At 72.2% G+C, this 16125-nt stretch carries 13 protein-coding genes; 11 read left to right on the plus strand and 2 right to left on the minus strand.

Features of this window, described 5'->3' with window-relative positions; all coding sequences use genetic code 11:
* Positions 1-46: 46 nt before the first annotated feature.
* The 5 genes from BN1701_RS10965 to BN1701_RS10985 are packed head-to-tail and all read left to right on the plus strand — an operon-like array spanning position 47 to position 6597.
* A complete protein-coding gene (locus BN1701_RS10965; RefSeq protein ID WP_054047993.1) occupies positions 47-745 on the plus strand; it encodes a DUF1989 domain-containing protein in 699 nt (232 codons plus the stop codon).
* Entirely contained in the window at positions 742-1356 is a 615-nt protein-coding gene (locus BN1701_RS10970; RefSeq protein ID WP_054047995.1) for an urea amidolyase associated protein UAAP2, read from the plus strand. The genes BN1701_RS10965 and BN1701_RS10970 overlap by 4 nt, the downstream gene beginning before the upstream one ends.
* A complete protein-coding gene (locus BN1701_RS10975; protein WP_231949566.1) occupies positions 1353-3350 on the plus strand; it encodes a 5-oxoprolinase/urea amidolyase family protein in 1998 nt (665 codons plus the stop codon). The genes BN1701_RS10970 and BN1701_RS10975 overlap by 4 nt, the downstream gene beginning before the upstream one ends.
* Positions 3347-5005, plus strand: a complete 1659-nt coding sequence (atzF, locus tag BN1701_RS10980) for an allophanate hydrolase (RefSeq protein ID WP_054047997.1) — start codon at positions 3347-3349, stop codon at positions 5003-5005. Before BN1701_RS10975 ends, atzF begins: the two co-directional genes overlap by 4 nt.
* Complete coding sequence (locus BN1701_RS10985; RefSeq protein ID WP_054047999.1) at positions 5002-6597, plus strand: amidohydrolase; 1596 nt, start codon at positions 5002-5004, stop codon at positions 6595-6597. The genes atzF and BN1701_RS10985 overlap by 4 nt, the downstream gene beginning before the upstream one ends.
* A gap of 122 nt (positions 6598-6719) precedes the next feature.
* Here BN1701_RS10985 and BN1701_RS10990 read toward each other — a convergent pair whose 3' ends face one another.
* Both BN1701_RS10990 and BN1701_RS10995 read right to left on the minus strand, forming a co-directional pair.
* Positions 6720-9575 (minus strand): BTAD domain-containing putative transcriptional regulator, encoded by a 2856-nt coding sequence (locus tag BN1701_RS10990; RefSeq protein WP_054048001.1) that lies wholly within the window; start codon positions 9573-9575, stop codon positions 6720-6722.
* A gap of 118 nt (positions 9576-9693) precedes the next feature.
* A complete protein-coding gene (locus tag BN1701_RS10995; RefSeq protein ID WP_172803229.1) occupies positions 9694-10683 on the minus strand; it encodes a calcium-binding protein in 990 nt (329 codons plus the stop codon).
* A gap of 170 nt (positions 10684-10853) precedes the next feature.
* On the opposite strand from BN1701_RS10995, the gene BN1701_RS11000 reads away from it, so the two are divergent.
* The 6 genes from BN1701_RS11000 (at position 10854) to BN1701_RS11025 (ending at position 15944) form a co-directional block, all read left to right on the plus strand.
* The gene (locus tag BN1701_RS11000) at positions 10854-11744 is read left to right on the plus strand and encodes a hypothetical protein (protein ID WP_054048005.1); all 891 of its coding nucleotides are present in this window, start codon (positions 10854-10856) and stop codon (positions 11742-11744) included.
* Positions 11745-11838: 94 nt separating this feature from the next.
* Positions 11839-12237 (plus strand): molybdopterin-binding protein, encoded by a 399-nt coding sequence (locus BN1701_RS11005; RefSeq protein WP_054048007.1) that lies wholly within the window; start codon positions 11839-11841, stop codon positions 12235-12237.
* Positions 12234-13004, plus strand: a complete 771-nt coding sequence (gene modA, locus BN1701_RS11010; RefSeq protein WP_054048009.1) for a molybdate ABC transporter substrate-binding protein — start codon at positions 12234-12236, stop codon at positions 13002-13004. Before BN1701_RS11005 ends, modA begins: the two co-directional genes overlap by 4 nt.
* On the plus strand, positions 13001-13807 hold the full coding sequence (gene modB / locus BN1701_RS11015; protein ID WP_054048011.1) for a molybdate ABC transporter permease subunit: 807 nt from the start codon (positions 13001-13003) through the stop codon (positions 13805-13807). The genes modA and modB overlap by 4 nt, the downstream gene beginning before the upstream one ends.
* The gene (locus tag BN1701_RS11020; protein WP_054048013.1) at positions 13804-14853 is read left to right on the plus strand and encodes an ABC transporter ATP-binding protein; all 1050 of its coding nucleotides are present in this window, start codon (positions 13804-13806) and stop codon (positions 14851-14853) included. Before modB ends, BN1701_RS11020 begins: the two co-directional genes overlap by 4 nt.
* A 68-nt stretch (positions 14854-14921) precedes the next feature.
* A complete protein-coding gene (locus BN1701_RS11025; protein WP_054048015.1) occupies positions 14922-15944 on the plus strand; it encodes an HAD family hydrolase in 1023 nt (340 codons plus the stop codon).
* Positions 15945-16125 lie beyond the last annotated feature (181 nt).

Consider the following 16125-nt stretch of genomic DNA (forward strand, 5'->3'; position numbering starts at 1 on the left):
CCTGGCGCCGTACCCCGCGGGGCCTTCGACAACCGGAGGTCGTGGCTTGGCCGCGCTCGTGAGTCATGTGGTATCCGCCGCCGCGGCGTGGTCGGTCCAGGTTCGGCGGGGACGGGTGCTGCGGTTGACCGCCCAGGGTGACGGGGCGAACTGTTCGACGTTCGTCTACGCCGCCGGTGATCCGGTCGACCGCATGAACATCCCCGACACGCTCAAAGCCCAGATGAGCGCGCGCGTCCACCCGCCGATGGTGCTGATGTCGGACCGGGGCGTCGGGCTGGCCTCGGTGGTCGGCTCCACCCTCGACTGGCACGACGCGCTCGGGGGGCACTCGGTGGACGCGCACGTCGAGCGGTTCGGGCCGTCGTCCTACGGTGCCGATCGCAACGAGTGGCGGCGGTCGGCGCGGGCCGGGGTGGTGAGCGAGTTGACCAAGCACGGCCGCGGGCCCGCTCACCTGCACGCGTGCGTCAACTTCTTCAGCAAGCTCGCGACCGCCGACGACGGCGGCCTGAGCTTCGTCGACGGACACGCCAAGACCGGCGACTGGGTCAGCCTGCGCGCGGAGGTCGATCTGCTGGTGATCCTGGCGACCGCCCCGCATCCGGCGGATCCGCGGTGGCGGCCCGCGGCGGTCCTGGCCGAGGTGACCGAGGGTGAGCCGTATGGCGACGACGATCCGTCGATGACCTTCCGGGACGAGAGCGCCCGCGCCCTCGAAGCGGCCAAGGCGGTGTTCGCGTGATCACGGCCCCGAACCTCGATGTGACCGTGGCGGCGGGCGACGGCTGGGTCGGCGTCATCCCGGCGGGCGGCAGCTTCCGCATCGTCGACCTGCACGGCAACCAGGCCGCCGACACCCTGTTCTACGACGCGGCCGACCTCCACAACCGCTACAGCGCGATGGACACCATCCGCGAGCAGGGCGCGGTCTACCTGACCACCGGGTCCCGGCTGCTCTCGGCCGACCTCGACGTGCTGGCCACGATCACCGAGGACACTTGCGGCAGGCACGACACGGTCGGCGGCGCGTGCTCGCAGGAGTCCAACGTCATCCGCTACGGCGCGCACACCCGCCACCAGCACGCGTGCAGGCAGACCTTCCTGCGCTACGGCGCCGAGGCAGGCATCGGTCCCGCCGAGCTCGGACACAACATCAACTTCTTCATGAACGTCCCGCTGACCGCCGACGGCGGGCTCACCTTCGCCGACGGCGTCTCCGCGCCGGGCAAGTATGTGCAGGTGCGCGCCGAGCGCGACATCATCGCGCTGATCAGCAACTGCCCGCAGCTCAACAACCCGTGCAACGGCTGGAATCCGACCCCGATCCAGCTGCTGGGCTGGTGGAGCCAGTGACGGCCACTGTCGTGCGGACCGCCACGATCGAAGTCCTCACGCCTGGGGTCCAGACCACCGTGCAGGACCTCCACGGCAGGCGCGGCCTCTGGGATGTCGGGGTGCCGCCATCGGGCGCGTGGGACGACTTCGCGTTCGCGCTGGCCACCCGCGCCGTTGGCAACCATCGGGGCGCGGCCGGGCTGGAGGCGGTCGCGGTCGGGCCGACGCTGCGGTTCGGTCAGCGCGCGCTGATCTGCGTGACGGGGGCGGCGCACGACGCGACCGTCGACGGGCGGCCGGTCGAGTTGGGTGTCGTCACCGTGGTTCCGGCGGGCGGGGTGCTCGACCTCGGACCGTGCGGCGAGCCTGGCCTGCGTTCCTACCTCGCCGTCGCGGGCGGTATCGCCGCGCCGCTGGACCTGGGCAGCCGGGCGACGTTCACCCTGGGCGGGTTCGGTGGCCACGACGGGCGTCCGCTGACGGCGGGCACGACGCTGCCGATCGGCCGCGCGGAGAACCTCGACCCGCCGATGGACGTGGCCGAGCTGCTGCCGGAGCTGCGCCACGACTGGACCCTACGCGTGCTGGCGGGCCCGCACGGCGCGCCGGAACACCTCACGCCGGACGGCGTCGCCGCGCTGTTCGCCGCGACCTGGACCGTCGACCACCGCGCCGACCGCACCGGCGTCCGGTTGATCGGGCCGACGCCGGGGTGGGCGCGGCGCGACGGCGGCGAAGCCGGTCTGCACCCGTCGAACATCCACGACAGCGCCTATCCGATCGGCGGCATCATGCTCGCCGGGAACACCCCGGTGATCGTCGGCCCGGACGGTCCGAGCCTGGGCGGGTTCGTCGTGCCCTGCGTGGTGATCCGCGCGGACCGGTGGATGCTCGCCCAACTGCGTCCTGGCGACACCGTGCGCTTGGACGTGGTCTCCCCCGCGACCGCCGAGGCCGTCAACGCCGAACGCGACGCGCTGCTGGCCGACCTGCACGTCATCTCGCCACGAGTCGCCACCACCCGCTCCGCGGTCCCGCCGACCGCCGAGCCGGACGTCGTCCTCGCCCGGCTCGACCCCGAAGGCCATCGGCCTGGTCTCGTCCTGCGCCGCGCGGGCGACCACCACCTGCTGCTAGAAGCCGGGCCCGCCGAGCTAGACCTGACGGTCCGGTTCTGGGTGCACCTGCTCGCCGAGCGGCTGCGCGCCGAGGCCGTCGCGGGCATCAGCGAGCTGGTCGAGGGCGTGCGATCCCTGCTGCTGCAAGCCGATCCGGCCGTGATCCGCCCGGACGAACTGGCCGAGATCGTGCTCGACCACGCGCTGCGGATCCCCGACCCGAACCAGGTCACGCTCGACGTGCGGGAGGTGACCCTGCCGCTCGCGCTCGACCACCCGCTCGCGCATGAGGCCATGGCGCGCTACGCGCGGTCGGTGCGGCCCGACGCGCCGTGGTGCCCGGACAACGTCGAGTTCATCCGCCGGGTCAACGACCTGCGCGACCGCGACGAGGTGTTCGACATCGTCACCGCCGCGACCTACCTGGTGATCGGCTTGGGCGATGTCTACCTGGGCGCACCGGTCGCGGTGCCGATGGACCCGCGGCACCGGCTGGTGACGACGAAGTACGACCCGGCCCGCACGTGGACGCCGCAGAACGCCGTCGGCATCGGCGGGGTGTACCTGTGCGTGTACGGGATGGAGGGCCCAGGCGGCTACCAGCTCGTCGGCCGGACCGTCCCGGTGTGGCGCCACGTGCCCGGATCCGGGGCGCGGCCGTGGTTGTTGCGCCAGTTCGACCGGCTGCGGTTCCAGCCGGTCACGGCGGCGGAACTGGCCGACCTGCGTGCCGACATCAAGGCGGGCCGCGCGGATCTGGTGGCCCGGCCCGCGACGTTCTCGCTGGCCGAGGTCGCCGCGATCGAGACCGAGCACGCCGCCGAGATCGCCACCCTCCGAGCGCGGCGCCAGGCCGCGTTCGCCGACGAACGCGCCAGGTGGGACACACGATGATCTTTGACGCCCTCGAAGCCGCGCGGACGACCGCGCAGCCCGCCTTCATCACCGTGTTCGACGACGCCCAGGTGCGGGCGTTCGCGGAGCAGGCGGGCGACGGCCCGCTGGCCGGGATTCCCTTTGTCGTCAAGGACAACATCGACGTCGAAGGCGTGCCGACCACTGCGGGCTGCCCGACCCGGACCACCCCGGCCGCAGGTCACGCCGGAGTGGTGCGGGCGCTGCTGTCGGCGGGCGCGGTGCCGATCGCCAAGTCCAATTTGGACCAGTTCGCCACTGGTCTCGTCGGCACTCGCAGCCCGTACGGCGCCTGTCACAGCGTGGCCTCGGCCGAGCACGTCAGCGGCGGCAGCAGCTCGGGCAGCGCCGTGGCGGTGGCGAGCGGGATCGTGCCGCTCGCGCTGGGCACCGACACCGCGGGCAGCGGCCGGGTCCCGGCCGCCTTCAACGGCATCGTCGGCATGAAGCCGACCCGGGGTCTGGTCTCCACCGCCGGTGTGGTCCCCGCGTGCCCGTCGCTGGACTGTGTCACCACGTTCACCCGGGACGTGGCCACCGCCCGCGCCGCGTTCGACGCGGTGGTCCGGTTCGACCCCGGCACGCCGTGGTCGCGGCCGATGCCCGCCGCCGCCCCGGCCGGGGTCGCGCGGTGGCTGCGGGTGATCGCCGTCCCCGACTCGCCCCTCGACCTCGACGAGCCGCACCAGGTCGCGTGGGCGGCCGCGCTGGCCCACGCCGCGACGATCGCTCACCTCGTCCCGGTCGACATCACCCCGTTCCTCGACGCCGCGCGGCTGCTCTACAGCGGCCCGTTCGTCGCCGAGCGGCTGGCCGCCTTCGGCGGCGAACTCGACCCGGACGGCCCGCACCTCGACCCGACCGTGCGCAGGATCGTCCTCGGCGCGGAATCGATCACCGGGGCCGACGTGTTCGCCGGACTCGACCAACTTGAACGCCTGCGCGCGTTGGCCTGCCAGGTGTTCGTCGGCGCGGACGCGCTGCTCCTGCCGGTGACCCCAGGCCACCCGACGCTCGCGGAGGTCGCCGCCGATCCGATCGGGGCGAACTCCCGCCTCGGCACGTACACCAACATGGTGAACCTGCTGGACCTGTGCGCGATCGCGGTCCCGGCGGGCGAGCGACCGGACGGGCTGCCGTTCGGGGTGCAGCTGATCGCGCCCGCGTTCGCCGACCGCCCACTGCTCGACCTGGGTTCGCGGTGGACCGGCGAGCCGTGCGCCGAACCGGATGCCGCGCAGGGCCACACCCGGCTCGCGGTCGTCGGCGCCCACCTCACCGGCCAGCCAGCCAACCCCCAACTCGTCGCGCTGGGCGGCAGGCTGCACGCGCGCGCCCGGACCGCGGGCGGCTACCGGCTCTACCGTGTCCCCGGCCCGTTTCCGCGCCCTGGTCTGATTCCGGGCGACGGATCGGCCGACGGTGTCGAGGTCGAGATCTGGGAGCTGCCGAACCAGGGTCTCGGCGCGCTGCTGCCGACCATCGCCGCACCGCTCGGCCTCGGCCCGGTTCGCATCGATGACGGCACCGTGGTCACCGGGTTCGTCGCCGACGCGACCGGGGTCGACACCGCCACCAACGACATCACCGACCACGGCGGCTGGCGGGCCTATCTGCGATCGGCCCAGCGATGACGGCCGCCGATCTGGTCCTCCGCGACGCGACCGTGCACACCATGGATCCGGCCAGGCCGGTGGCGGGCGCGGTGGCGGTGCGCGCCGGGCGGATCATCGCGGTCGGCGACAACGTCGATGAGCACATCGGCGGTCGCACGGAGGTGGTCGACGGGACTGGCTTGACCGTCACCCCAGGTTTGGTCGACTCCCACCAGCATCCGCTGATGGGCATCGCGACCAGGCGTGGCGGCAGCGCCCTGGGCCTCGGCACGCTCGACGAGCTGTTGGACTTGGTCCGCCGCACGGCCGCGACCACGCCGGACGACGGCTGGGTGATCATAGATGGAGTCGAGTACGACGCCATAGTCACCCTGCCGGACACGCCACGCGCGCTGATCGACCGGGCGGGCGGCGGGCGGCCCGCGTTCCTCATGCTCGCCGACTGCCACAACGCCCTGATGAGCACGGAAGCATTGCGCCAGGCCGGGATCACCGGGCCGATCGGGTTCGGCGACCGCTCCGAGATCGTGGTCGACGAGCACGGCGACCCCACCGGCCTGCTGCACGAGATGTCGGCCGTCCTGCTCGGCAACGCGGCCGTCCCGCCACAGACCCTCGCCGAGACCGCGCGCGGCGCGGCTGACCTCTTCGCCGCGCAGGCGGCCTGCGGGATCACCGGGATCCACGTGCCAGACCTGTGGCCGGGCACCGAAGCCGTCCTGGACGAACTCGACCAGAGCGGCCAGCTGCCGCTACGGGTCCTGCTCGCCCCCTGGGCGCTGCCCGACGACGTCGACGGCACCATCGAGACCGTTCGCGCACTGCGGCGGCGGCCCCGCGGCTGGACCGTCGGCGCCGTCAAGTTCTTCCTGGACGGCACGATCGACGGCGGCTCGGCCTGGCTGCACCATCCCGACTGCGCGGGCGAGAGCATCCGTCCCTTTTGGACAGACGTGGACCGGTTCGAGCGGGCCGCGCGCGCCGTGGTCGACCTCGGGCTGCCCTGTTTCACCCACGCCATCGGCGACCGCGCCGTCAGCCACGTCCTCGACGTCTATCAGCGCGTCGGCGGCGGCAGGCACCGCGTCGAGCACGCCGAGGTCCTCGCCGACGCCGATGTCGGCCGGTTCCACGCCCTTGACGTGGTCGCGTCCATGCAGCCGACCCATCTGGACTGGATCCTGCCCGACCACAGCGACACCTGGTCCGCCCGCGTCGGACCCGACCGCCGTGCACAGGCGCTGCGGTGCGCGGACATCGTGGCCGCGGGCGGGCGGGTGGCGCTGGGTTCGGACTGGCCGATCGCGGACTACGACCCGCGGGTGGTGATGGCTGGCGCGCGCCTGCGCCGCCCGGCGGGCGCGCGGGACCGGGCGCCGGTCGGCCCGGAACAGGCACTCAGCCCTCGGCAGGCACTCGCGGGCTACACGACCTGGGCCGCCTATGGCGCCGGTGAGGAACTCATCGCCGGGCGGATAAAGGAAGGCGCGCGTGCCGACCTCACGGTCTTCGGCGGCGACCCGCTGACGCTGGCCGCCGACGAACTCGTGGACCTGCCGGTCGCGATGACCATCGTCGGGGGCCGCATCGCACACCGGGCCGAGGCGTGAACCTTTAGCGGACGGGCGCGGCCGAGAGTTAGAAGCTGCACGAGAAGGCTGGGGCTGTCTGGTGCGGTTGGGAGGGCATGGGAGTCCGGAGACGCTTCGCGGCTCCGGCGAATCGGGCGGGCTCAGCGAACGGGCCTGGGCGAGTTAGAAGCTGCACGAGAGGGCTGGGGCTGTCTGGTGCGGTTGGGAGGGCATGGGAGTCCGGAGCCGCTTCGCGGCTCCGGCGGCTGCGGCGGGTTCCGTTCGACGGCTGGGACGGGCGCGCCGATCCGGGTCCTGATCTCACGCGCCCGCGCGATCAGGCTCTCGTCCGGGTCGACCAAGGCCAGCGCTTCCAGGACGCTGGCCTGCCGCCAGTGGTCGCCGAGTTCGCGGTGCAGGGCGAGGCTGGCGGTGAGCAGGGGACGCGCGCCCGCGGCATTGCCCTCCGCGTACTCCACCAGGCCGAGCAGGTTCAGCGCCCACGCGATGCCTTCCTTGAACTCCAGCTCCCCGAACGTCTCCAGCGCGTGGTCCAGCCGCGCCCGGGCCCGGGCGGACTCGCCGCGGTAGAGGGCCACGGCGCCGAGGTAGGCCGAGGTCGACGCGGCGCCCTTGCGGTCGGAGAGGGTGTGGAAGTCGTGCAGGTTGGCGTTGAGGATGTGGTCGGCGGTGTCCAGGTCGCCCGCCAGCCAGGACGTCGCGCCGGTCAACTGTCTCGAATAGGCGAGGCCGTAGTGGTCGCCCGCGGCTTCATAGCCTGCCGCTGAGGCGGCGTACGCGGCGAGCGCGTCGGCGTAGCGGCCTGTCTCTCTGGCGACCGAGCCGAGCAGGCGGTGGAGTCGGCCGGTCAGCCGGTGTTCGCCTGCCGCGTGGCGCAGGGCCGCCTCGGCGTGGTCGGCGGCGGCCGGGTAGTCGCATTCGAAGAGAGCCAAGGAGGCCGCGGCGGCCAGGGCCTTGGCCGTCACCGCCGCCGGTTCGTCCGATGTGGACAGAGCGGTGGCCAGCCAGCGGCGGCCCTCGCGGTAGTGGCCGTGCAGGTGGCAGTAGCGGCCGAGGGCGGCGGCCAGCCGCAGCGGGTGCGGCGACCAGCTTATCGCGGCGCGCAGGTTGTCGTGGTCGGCGCGCAGGTCGGCCAGCCTCACCCCGGTCGGGTCGGCGTCGGCGGACTCGGCTTGGGCCAGGAAGAACGCGGCGTGCCGGACCTGGGCGTCGGCCAGACCGGACGGGTCGGCGGCGAGCAGGTCGCCCGCGTAGGCCGAGACCGACTCCAACAGGGAGAACCGGCTGACCCCGTTTTCGCGCCGCACCCGGACCAGCGACTTGGCCACCAGCCCGGTCACCGCGTCGAGCGCGCGTGTCGGCTCCCACACCGCCTCGGCCGCCTCCAGAGAGAACCCGCCCGCGAACACGCCGAGGCGGGGGAACAGCGCGGCCTCGTCGGCGTCGAGCAGGTCGAAGCTCCACGCGAGGGTCGCCAACAGTGTGCGGTGGTGCTCGGGCGCGCCCCGCGGGCCGAGGGTGAGCAGGCCGAAGCGATCCCGAAGTCGGCGGGCGATCTGCGCGGGGGCCAGCACCGAGGTCCGGGCCGCGGCGAGTTCGATGGCCAGCGGCAGGCCGTCGAGTGCCGCGCAGAGCCGCGCGATGGCGGTCGCGTCATCGTCGGTGAAGCCAGGGGCGCCCTGCTCGGTGGCGCGGTCGAGGAACAGACGTACCGAGTCGTAGACCGAGAGTTCGGCGAGCGACCGCGGGCAGGTCGGATCCGGCACGGCCAGCGGCGCGACCTCGTAGACCGACTCCCCCGCGACCCGAAGCGCCTCGCGGCTGGTGGCCAGCACGGTCAGCGACGGACACGCGGCCAGCAGCGGCGACACCAAGTCCGCGCACGCGCGCACCAGGTGCTCGCAGTTGTCCAAGACCACCAGCACGTCCCCGACTTCGCCGACCAGCGTGTCCAGCCGCGGCGTACCCGGCCGTTCGGGCACCCCCAGTGCCGTCGCCACCGCGTCGACCACCAGGTCCGGGGACGCCACCGGGGTCAGGTCGACCATCGCGACCCGGCGACCCGCGCGCTCGGCCGCGCTCACCGCGAGCCGGGTCTTCCCGCACCCGCCCGGCCCGGTCAGGGTCACCAGCCGCGCCCGTCCCAGCAGCCGCCCGATGTCGGCGAGTTCGCGGGTGCGGCCGACGAGCGTGGTCACCGGCGCCGCCCGCGCCACGACCGGGGCCGCCGTCGCCGGGTCCACCTCGGCCGCCCCGGCGAGCACGGCGGCCTCCAGGCTCCGCAGCCCGGCGCCGGGCTCGATGCCCAGTTCCCGCACCAGGACCTCGCGGGCCCGCTGGAACGCGCGCAGGGCGTCGCCCTGCCTGCCGCCGCGGTGGTAGGCGATGACCAGCAGCTCCCACAGCCGCTCATGGAACGGATAGCGCGCCACGAGCTGTTCGACCTCGCCGACCGCCTCGGCATGCGCGCCCTGCCGCAGGTTCGCCTCGGCGAGCGCCGTCGCGGCGCTGATCTTCAGGTCGCTGAGCCGGTCGACCTCGGCCGCGGCCCACTCGTGGGTGGGGCAGTCGGCGAGCGGGTCACCGCGCCACAGGGCCAGTCCGGCCCGCAGTTCCCTGGCCGCCAGCCCCGCCGCCCCGGTCCCCAGCGCCCGCCTGCCCGCCGCCACGTGCTCCTCGAACCGGACGACGTCGAGCGCGCCCGCGGGCAGTCGCAGCAGGTAGCCAGGCTCGACGGTGACCAGCGCGTCGGCCAGCCCGGCACCGGCCAGCGCCTGCCGGACGCGCACCAGGTGGCTCTGCAGAGTCCGGACCGCGGTCGGCGGCGGCCGCACGCCCCAGAGCGCGTCGATCAGCTGCGATCTGGACAGCAGCTCGGGTGACTTCAGGGCCAGCAGCGCCAGCAGTGTGCGCTGCCGCGCCCCGGACAGCGCGGGCACACCGCTGGGCCCGCTGATCACCAGCGGGCCCAGGAGCCGAACATCGACATCGCTCACAGAAGATCCTCCCGCTAGGGAGAGGACCAGGGATCTGTCCAGATACGCCGCGACTAGATGATTGATTCCTGACTATCACCAGGTCTCGACCGGCCCGCGATAGTCAGGAATCAATCATCTAGCAGTAGCTCGGGGATTCCACGTTGCAGATGTCGTTGTACAACACGCTATCGCCACCATCGGCGCTGTCGTTGCCACCGTTGCCGGTCAGGTTGTTGTCTCCGCTGTTGCCCTTCAGGCTGTCGTTGCCCGCCCCGCCATTGACGTCCTGGATGGAGGTGATGGTGTCGTGCTCGCCCGCTTGGACATCTCCCCCGGTTCCCGCCGTGAGGTCGACTTTGACGTCGGTGAGGTGGTCGCTGTAGTCGACGGTGTCCCGCATGGAGGGCGAGGCGCCGATCATGGTGTCGTCGCCTGGGCCACCTCGGAATGTCGCCCCGCCGCTGAAGTCGCGCAGCAGGTCGTTGCCGCCTTCCCCCGCCAGCGTGTCGGCCCATTCGCCGCCATAGATCTTGTCCGCGCCGTCGCCGCCGTAGAGGAAGTCGCCGCAACTCGGCAGGCCGGAGTCACACAGGGGCGTCGCGTACGGAAGGTCGCCGTACAGCACGTCGTTGTGGGTGCCGCCGTACACGTGGTCGGCGCCGGGACCGCCGATGAGGGTGTCGTTGCCTGGTCCGCCGCTGACGTAGTCCACGCCCTCGCCACCCAGGAGTTTGTCGCCACCGTACCCGCCGGTCACGATGTCGTCGCCCGCCCCGCCGTCGGCGTAGACGGGCATCGGGCCCTTGTATGCCGCCCTGTCGTCGAGGTCCGCCAGATCGATCGCCAGGCTCGTCACCCCCGTCGCCGGACAGCGCACCTCGGTCCGCTCGTACTTGCGGCACCCCGGTCCCGCGCTGAGGGGCACGACATCGCTGACGACGACCATGTCACCCACGTGCGACACCAGCACCTTGTTGACCTGCCTCCCGGCGGCCTTGATCGTCAGCTCGCCGCTGATCACCTGGACCGTCCCGTCCTGGGCCTGCGCGGTTCCGGTGAGCACGAGGCTTGGGACAACGACGAGTGCGGCAAGCGCGGATGCGCGCCAAACCGTTGCTGCGGACACGGCTGGTTCCTCCCCTGATCGGCGCGGCCGGAGCCGCGCGAGTGCCGCCATCGTCGCGAGCGGGTGTTGTGGATCGGCTGTGGCGCCCACAACGCGGCCGCGTCGAAGCCACAGCGCCACCTCGGTGCACTGGTCGCCATCAGGCACGATCCACAATCGAGGAGCACTGAATGCGCAAAACACTGTTAGCTCTGGCCGGTCTCGCCTTGGCGGCGATGTCGGCCCTGCTGGTCGCCCCGGCCACCGCGACGGCGGCGCCCGTGTCCACCCAGGCGCTGGTGACGTCACACTTCTCCGGCACCGTCGCCCCAGGTGGCACGCAGCACTGGGGGTGGAACAACGCCCCACAGGGCCTGTCGTACGTCGTTGGCCTGTCGCCGAAGGGCGCAAGCACGACCTTGCCCTGTCTGTTCGAGGTCACCAGAACCTGGTACGTGCAGAACTTCGGCGGCGAACGCGAGTTCCACTACACGATCAAGAACATCGGCTCGATCGCGTGCGGCACCGACATCTACCTGTACTCGCTGCCCGACGCGGCGGGTGTGTGGTCGACCGGCGGGGTCAACCCCGGCCAGACGGTGACCAAGCACTGGAACAACGCCAATCCGCTCAACGCCGCCTACGTCGTCGGCCTGTCCCCGACCGGCGCGACCAGCACCGTGGCGTGCCAATTCGAGGTCACCCGGGAGTGGTATCAGCAGCAGCCGGGCGGCGAGCGCGAGTTCTGGTTCAACGTCAAGAACGTCGGCTCGATCGCCTGCACCGCCGAGATCCTGCTCGGGGTCAAGACCACTTCGACGATCATCTCGACCGGGACCTTGGGTCCGGCCGCGGAGCAATCGAAGACGTGGAACAACGCCAACCCGCTCTCGGCGGCCTACATCGTCGGGTTCAGCCCGTCCGGCGCGTCGGCGTCGACCCCGTGCCAGTTCGAGCTGACCCGCGGCTACTACGCCCAGGTGATCAACTCCAACGGTGCGACGGAGCGTGAGTTCCGCCAGACGGTCAAGAACGTCGGCGCGATCACCTGCTCGGCGAGCAAGCTCCTCGCGGTCGCCTAGTTGAGACGTGACTCCCGGCAGGTGATCTCGCCTTTCGGGAGTCACGGCGTTTTACGGCTAGATTTTCCTCTGATGCGGCTATAGGCTTCGCGCTGTGCCGAATTTGCGGATCAGCGAGGCGGCCGCCCTGCTCGGGGTCAGCGACGACACCGTGCGCCGCTGGATCGACCAGGGCAAGCTCGCCGCGGTCCAGACCGAGAGCGGCCGCAAGGCCATCGACGGTCGGGAACTCGCCGGGTTCGCCCAGCGGATGTCCGAGACCGCCGAGCCGGGAACCACCGTGGCCGCTTCGGCGCGCAACCGGATGCGCGGAATCGTCACTCGGGTCGTGAAGGACGGGGTGATGGCCCAGGTCGAGATGCAGGCCGGACCGTTCCGGGTGGTCTCGCTCATGAGCCGCGACGCCGCCGACGAACTCGGCCTGGAGATCGGCAGCGTCGCCGTCGCCTCGATCAAGTCCACCCACGTTGTCGTCGAGATCCCGGAGGCATGAGGGTGATTCGAGCTGGAATCGTCGCCGTCACCCTGCTCGGGCTCGCCGGCTGCGGGTCGCCGCAGGCCGAGCAGCCGCCCGGCGCCCAGCTCAGCGGGACGGTGACGGTGTTCGCCGCCGCGTCGCTGACCGAGTCGTTCACCAAGCTGGGCAAGGACTTCGAGGCCGCGCACCCCGGGGTGAAGGTCACCTTCAACTTCGGCGGCAGCTCCGCGCTGGCCCAGCAGCTCAACCAGGGCGCCCCCGCCGACGTCTTCGCCTCGGCGTCGCCCGCCAACATGAAGCAGGTCACCGACGCGGGCACGATCACCGCCGCCCCGACCACTTTCGCGCGCAACCGGCTCCAGATCTCGGTGCCGAAGGGCAACTCGGCCAAGGTCGCCGGTCTGGCCGACTTCGGCAAGGACGAGCTGAAGATCGCGCTGTGCGCCGAGCAGGTCCCGTGCGGGGCGGCGTCGAAGAAGGCGTTCGACGCGGCCAAGGTGACCGCGAAGCCCGACACCCTGGAGCAGGACGTCAAGGCGGTGCTGACGAAGGTCCGGCTCGGCGAGGTCGACGCGGCCCTGGTCTACCGCACCGACGTCAAGTCGGCCGGTGACCAGGTCGAGGGCATCGGGTTCGCCGAGGCGGACAAGGCCGTCAACGACTACCCAATCGCGCCGCTGGCCAAGGCGCCCAACGCGGGCGCGGCGAAGGCGTTCATCGACTTCGTCTTGTCGGACAAGGGTCGCGCGGCGTTCGGCGAAGCCGGTTTCGACAACCCGTGACGGCGACCCGGCGGGCGGCGCGGGGGCGGCTGCCCGCCGTCCTCGTGCTGCCCGCCGTCCTCGGCTTGGCCTTCCTGCTCATTCCTCTGATCGGCCTTCTCGTCCGCGCGCCGTGGTCGACGCTGCCCGAGCGGCTGTTCAGCGCGGCCGTGGGCGAGGCGCTGCGGCTCTCGCTCGTCTGCGCGACCCTGGCCACCGCGATCTGCCTGGTCCTGGGCATCCCGCTGGCGTGGCTGCTCGCCCGCGGCGACGTGCCGGGGCGCGGGCTGATGCGGGCGCTGGTGACGGTTCCGCTGGTGCTGCCGCCGGTCGTCGGCGGCGTGGCGCTGCTGCTCGTGCTGGGCAGGCGCGGGCTGATCGGTCAGCACCTCGACGCGTGGTTCGGGGTGTCGCTGCCGTTCACCACGGCGGGTGTTGTGGTCGCCGAGGCGTTCGTCGCCATGCCGTTCCTGGTGATCGCGGTCGAGGGCGCCCTGCGCGCGGCCGACCCGCGCTACGAGGAGGCCGCGGCCACCCTCGGCGCGTCCCGCTGGCTGACCTTCCGGCGGGTGACGCTGCCGTCGATCATGCCGGGCGTCGTGGCGGGGTCGGTGCTGTGCTGGGCCCGCGCGCTGGGCGAGTTCGGCGCCACCATCACCTTCGCGGGCAACTTCCCGGGCGAGACGACCACCATGCCGCTGGCGGTGTACCTGGCGCTGGAGACCGAGCCGGACGCCGCGATCGTGCTCAGTGTCGTGCTCTTGCTCGTGTCGGTGGGTGTGCTGGCCGGCCTGCGGGAACGCTGGATCCGAGGTGCGGCATGACGCTGCGCGCCGACCTGCGGGTCAGCCGCGACCGATTCGCACTGGACCTGGCGCTGACCATCGCCGCGGGTGAGGTCGTCGCCCTGCTCGGCCCCAACGGCGCGGGCAAGACGACCGCGCTGCGCGCCCTGGCCGGGCTGGTCCCGCTGACCGGGGGCCACATCCACGTCGACGACGACATCTGGGACGCCCCACCAGACGTGTTCCGGTCCGCTGAGCGCAGGCCGATCGGGGTCGTGTTCCAGGACTATCTCCTCTTCGCACACCTGACCGCGCTGGAGAATGTCGCCTTCGGCCTGCGCGCTCGCGGCCTGGCCCGGCACGCCGCCCGCGACCAGGCCCAGGTCTGGCTCGACCGGGTCGGGCTCGCCGACCACGTCCGGACCAAGCCGCGCGCGCTCTCCGGCGGCCAGGCCCAGCGCGTCGCGCTGGCCCGTGCGCTGGCCACGGGGCCGGACCTGCTGTTGCTCGACGAGCCCTTGGCCGCGCTCGACGCGAGCACCCGGATGCATGTCCGTTCCGAACTCGGCCACCACCTGCGCGACTATCCCGGCCACACCCTGCTGGTCACCCACGACCCGCTCGACGCGATGGTGCTGGCCGACCGGCTCGTGATCGTGGAGGACGGCCGGATCGTGCAGCAGGGCACGCCCACCGAGGTCGCCCGGCAGCCCCGCACCGACTACGTCGCCAACCTCGTCGGGCTCAACCTCTACCGCGGCACCGCCCGCGGCACGACGGTCGACCTCGCCGAGGGCGGCGCCCTGACCATCGCCACCCCGACCACCGGCCCCGTCCATCTGGCCTTCCCGCCCAGCGCCGTCAGCCTCCACCCGGCCGCGCCCGGCGGCAGCCCCCGCAATACCTGGCCGGTCACGGTGGCGGGCGTCGAACAGCACGCGCACACGACCCGCGTCCGCCTCGACGGCACTCCCCCGGTCCTGGCCGACATCACCACCGCGACCGTCGCCGAGCTGCGCATCCAGCGCGGGGACACGCTGTGGGCGGCGGTCAAGGCGACCGAAACCCATACCTATCCGGCGTAGCGCTGGACCTTCCGCGACGGCCCATTCATGGAGATCATCGTGGGGTCGACGGGGAGGGAGGTGGCCAGATGACAACGGCACCGGTGAAGTGCCTGGTCTGGGACCTCGACGGCACGCTGTGGGACGGGTGCGGCGACGCGATCCCCTTCGCCGACGCGGTCCGGACGCTGCGCACCCTGGATCAGCGCGGGGTGCTGCACGCGGTCGCCTGCCGGGGCGAACCCGACGTCGCCGCCGCCCACCTGGCGGGCAATGGGCTGCTCGACCTGTTCACCTGGGTTGAGGTCGGCCGGGTGGCCAAGTCCGAGTCGATCAAACGCGTCGCCGCCGAACTGGACATCGCCCTCGACGCGATCGCGTTCATCGCAGGCGACCCGACCGAGCGCGCCGAGGTGGCCGCGGCCCTGCCCACGGTGCGGTGCTACCCGGCCGAGGAGGCGGTCCGACTACCCGAGCTGGGCGGTTTCGCGGCCCGGCACGCCACGGCCGAGTCCCGCGGGCGCCGACATCTCTACCGCGCCGAACAGCTGCGCAAGCAGGCTGAGGCTGAGCACGTCGGCCCGACCAAGGAGTTCATGAAGTCGCTCGACCTGGTCCTGCGGGTCCGCCCGGCCGACCCGGCGGACCTCAGCCGAACGCATGAGCTGGCAGACCGCGCCCACCAGCTCAACACCACCGGCCGCACCTTCGCCCCCGACGAGTTGCTCGCCCTGTGCGCCTCACCCCGCCACGAGGTCCTCGTCGCCGAACTCAGCGACCGATTCGGCTCGCACGGCACGGTCGGGCTGGCCGTCACCGCGTTCTCCGCCGCCGACAGCGTCATCGAGCTGCTCGTGGTGTCCTGCCGGGTGGTGTCCCGCGGCGCGGGCGCCGCCCTGGTCGACCACCTGATCAAGGCGGCCCTGGCCGACGGGCGCAGACCGGTCGCCGAGTTCGTGCGCACCGAGGCCAACCGCGTCATGCTGATCACCCTGCGGTTCGCGGGCTTCGCGGTGGTGCACGAGTCCGACGGACAGCTGACGCTCGCCGTCGACCCGCGCGACCCGCCCGCCCACCGCCCGCACCCGGTCCGGGTCGAGCGGACCACATAACCGGCATAACGGTTTCACCGGATACTCGGGGTAACACGCAGAACGACGGACCCGTCACTCGGCGGGTCCGTTTTGTTGCCTGTTGAACGAAGGGTTGACAGGGCCCGACCTGACCCTGCACGCTGCGCAATTATGCGTGAAACTAGTCACTAAGCATCATTTATGAACAGTTCTCGTGCCT

The sequence above is a fragment of the Alloactinosynnema sp. L-07 genome (assembly GCF_900070365.1).
GTDB lineage: Bacteria > Actinomycetota > Actinomycetes > Mycobacteriales > Pseudonocardiaceae > Actinokineospora.

Coding starts and splice junctions, on each gene's coding strand:
- modA (WP_054048009.1), top strand. CDS start 12,234: ATGAGGGTGATTCGAGCTGGAATCGTCGCCGTCACCCTGCTCGGGCTC.
- BN1701_RS11020 (WP_054048013.1), top strand. CDS start 13,804: ATGACGCTGCGCGCCGACCTGCGGGTCAGCCGCGACCGATTCGCACTG.
- atzF (WP_054047997.1), top strand. CDS start 3,347: ATGATCTTTGACGCCCTCGAAGCCGCGCGGACGACCGCGCAGCCCGCC.
- BN1701_RS11000 (WP_054048005.1), top strand. CDS start 10,854: ATGCGCAAAACACTGTTAGCTCTGGCCGGTCTCGCCTTGGCGGCGATG.
- BN1701_RS10985 (WP_054047999.1), top strand. CDS start 5,002: ATGACGGCCGCCGATCTGGTCCTCCGCGACGCGACCGTGCACACCATG.
- BN1701_RS11025 (WP_054048015.1), top strand. CDS start 14,922: ATGACAACGGCACCGGTGAAGTGCCTGGTCTGGGACCTCGACGGCACG.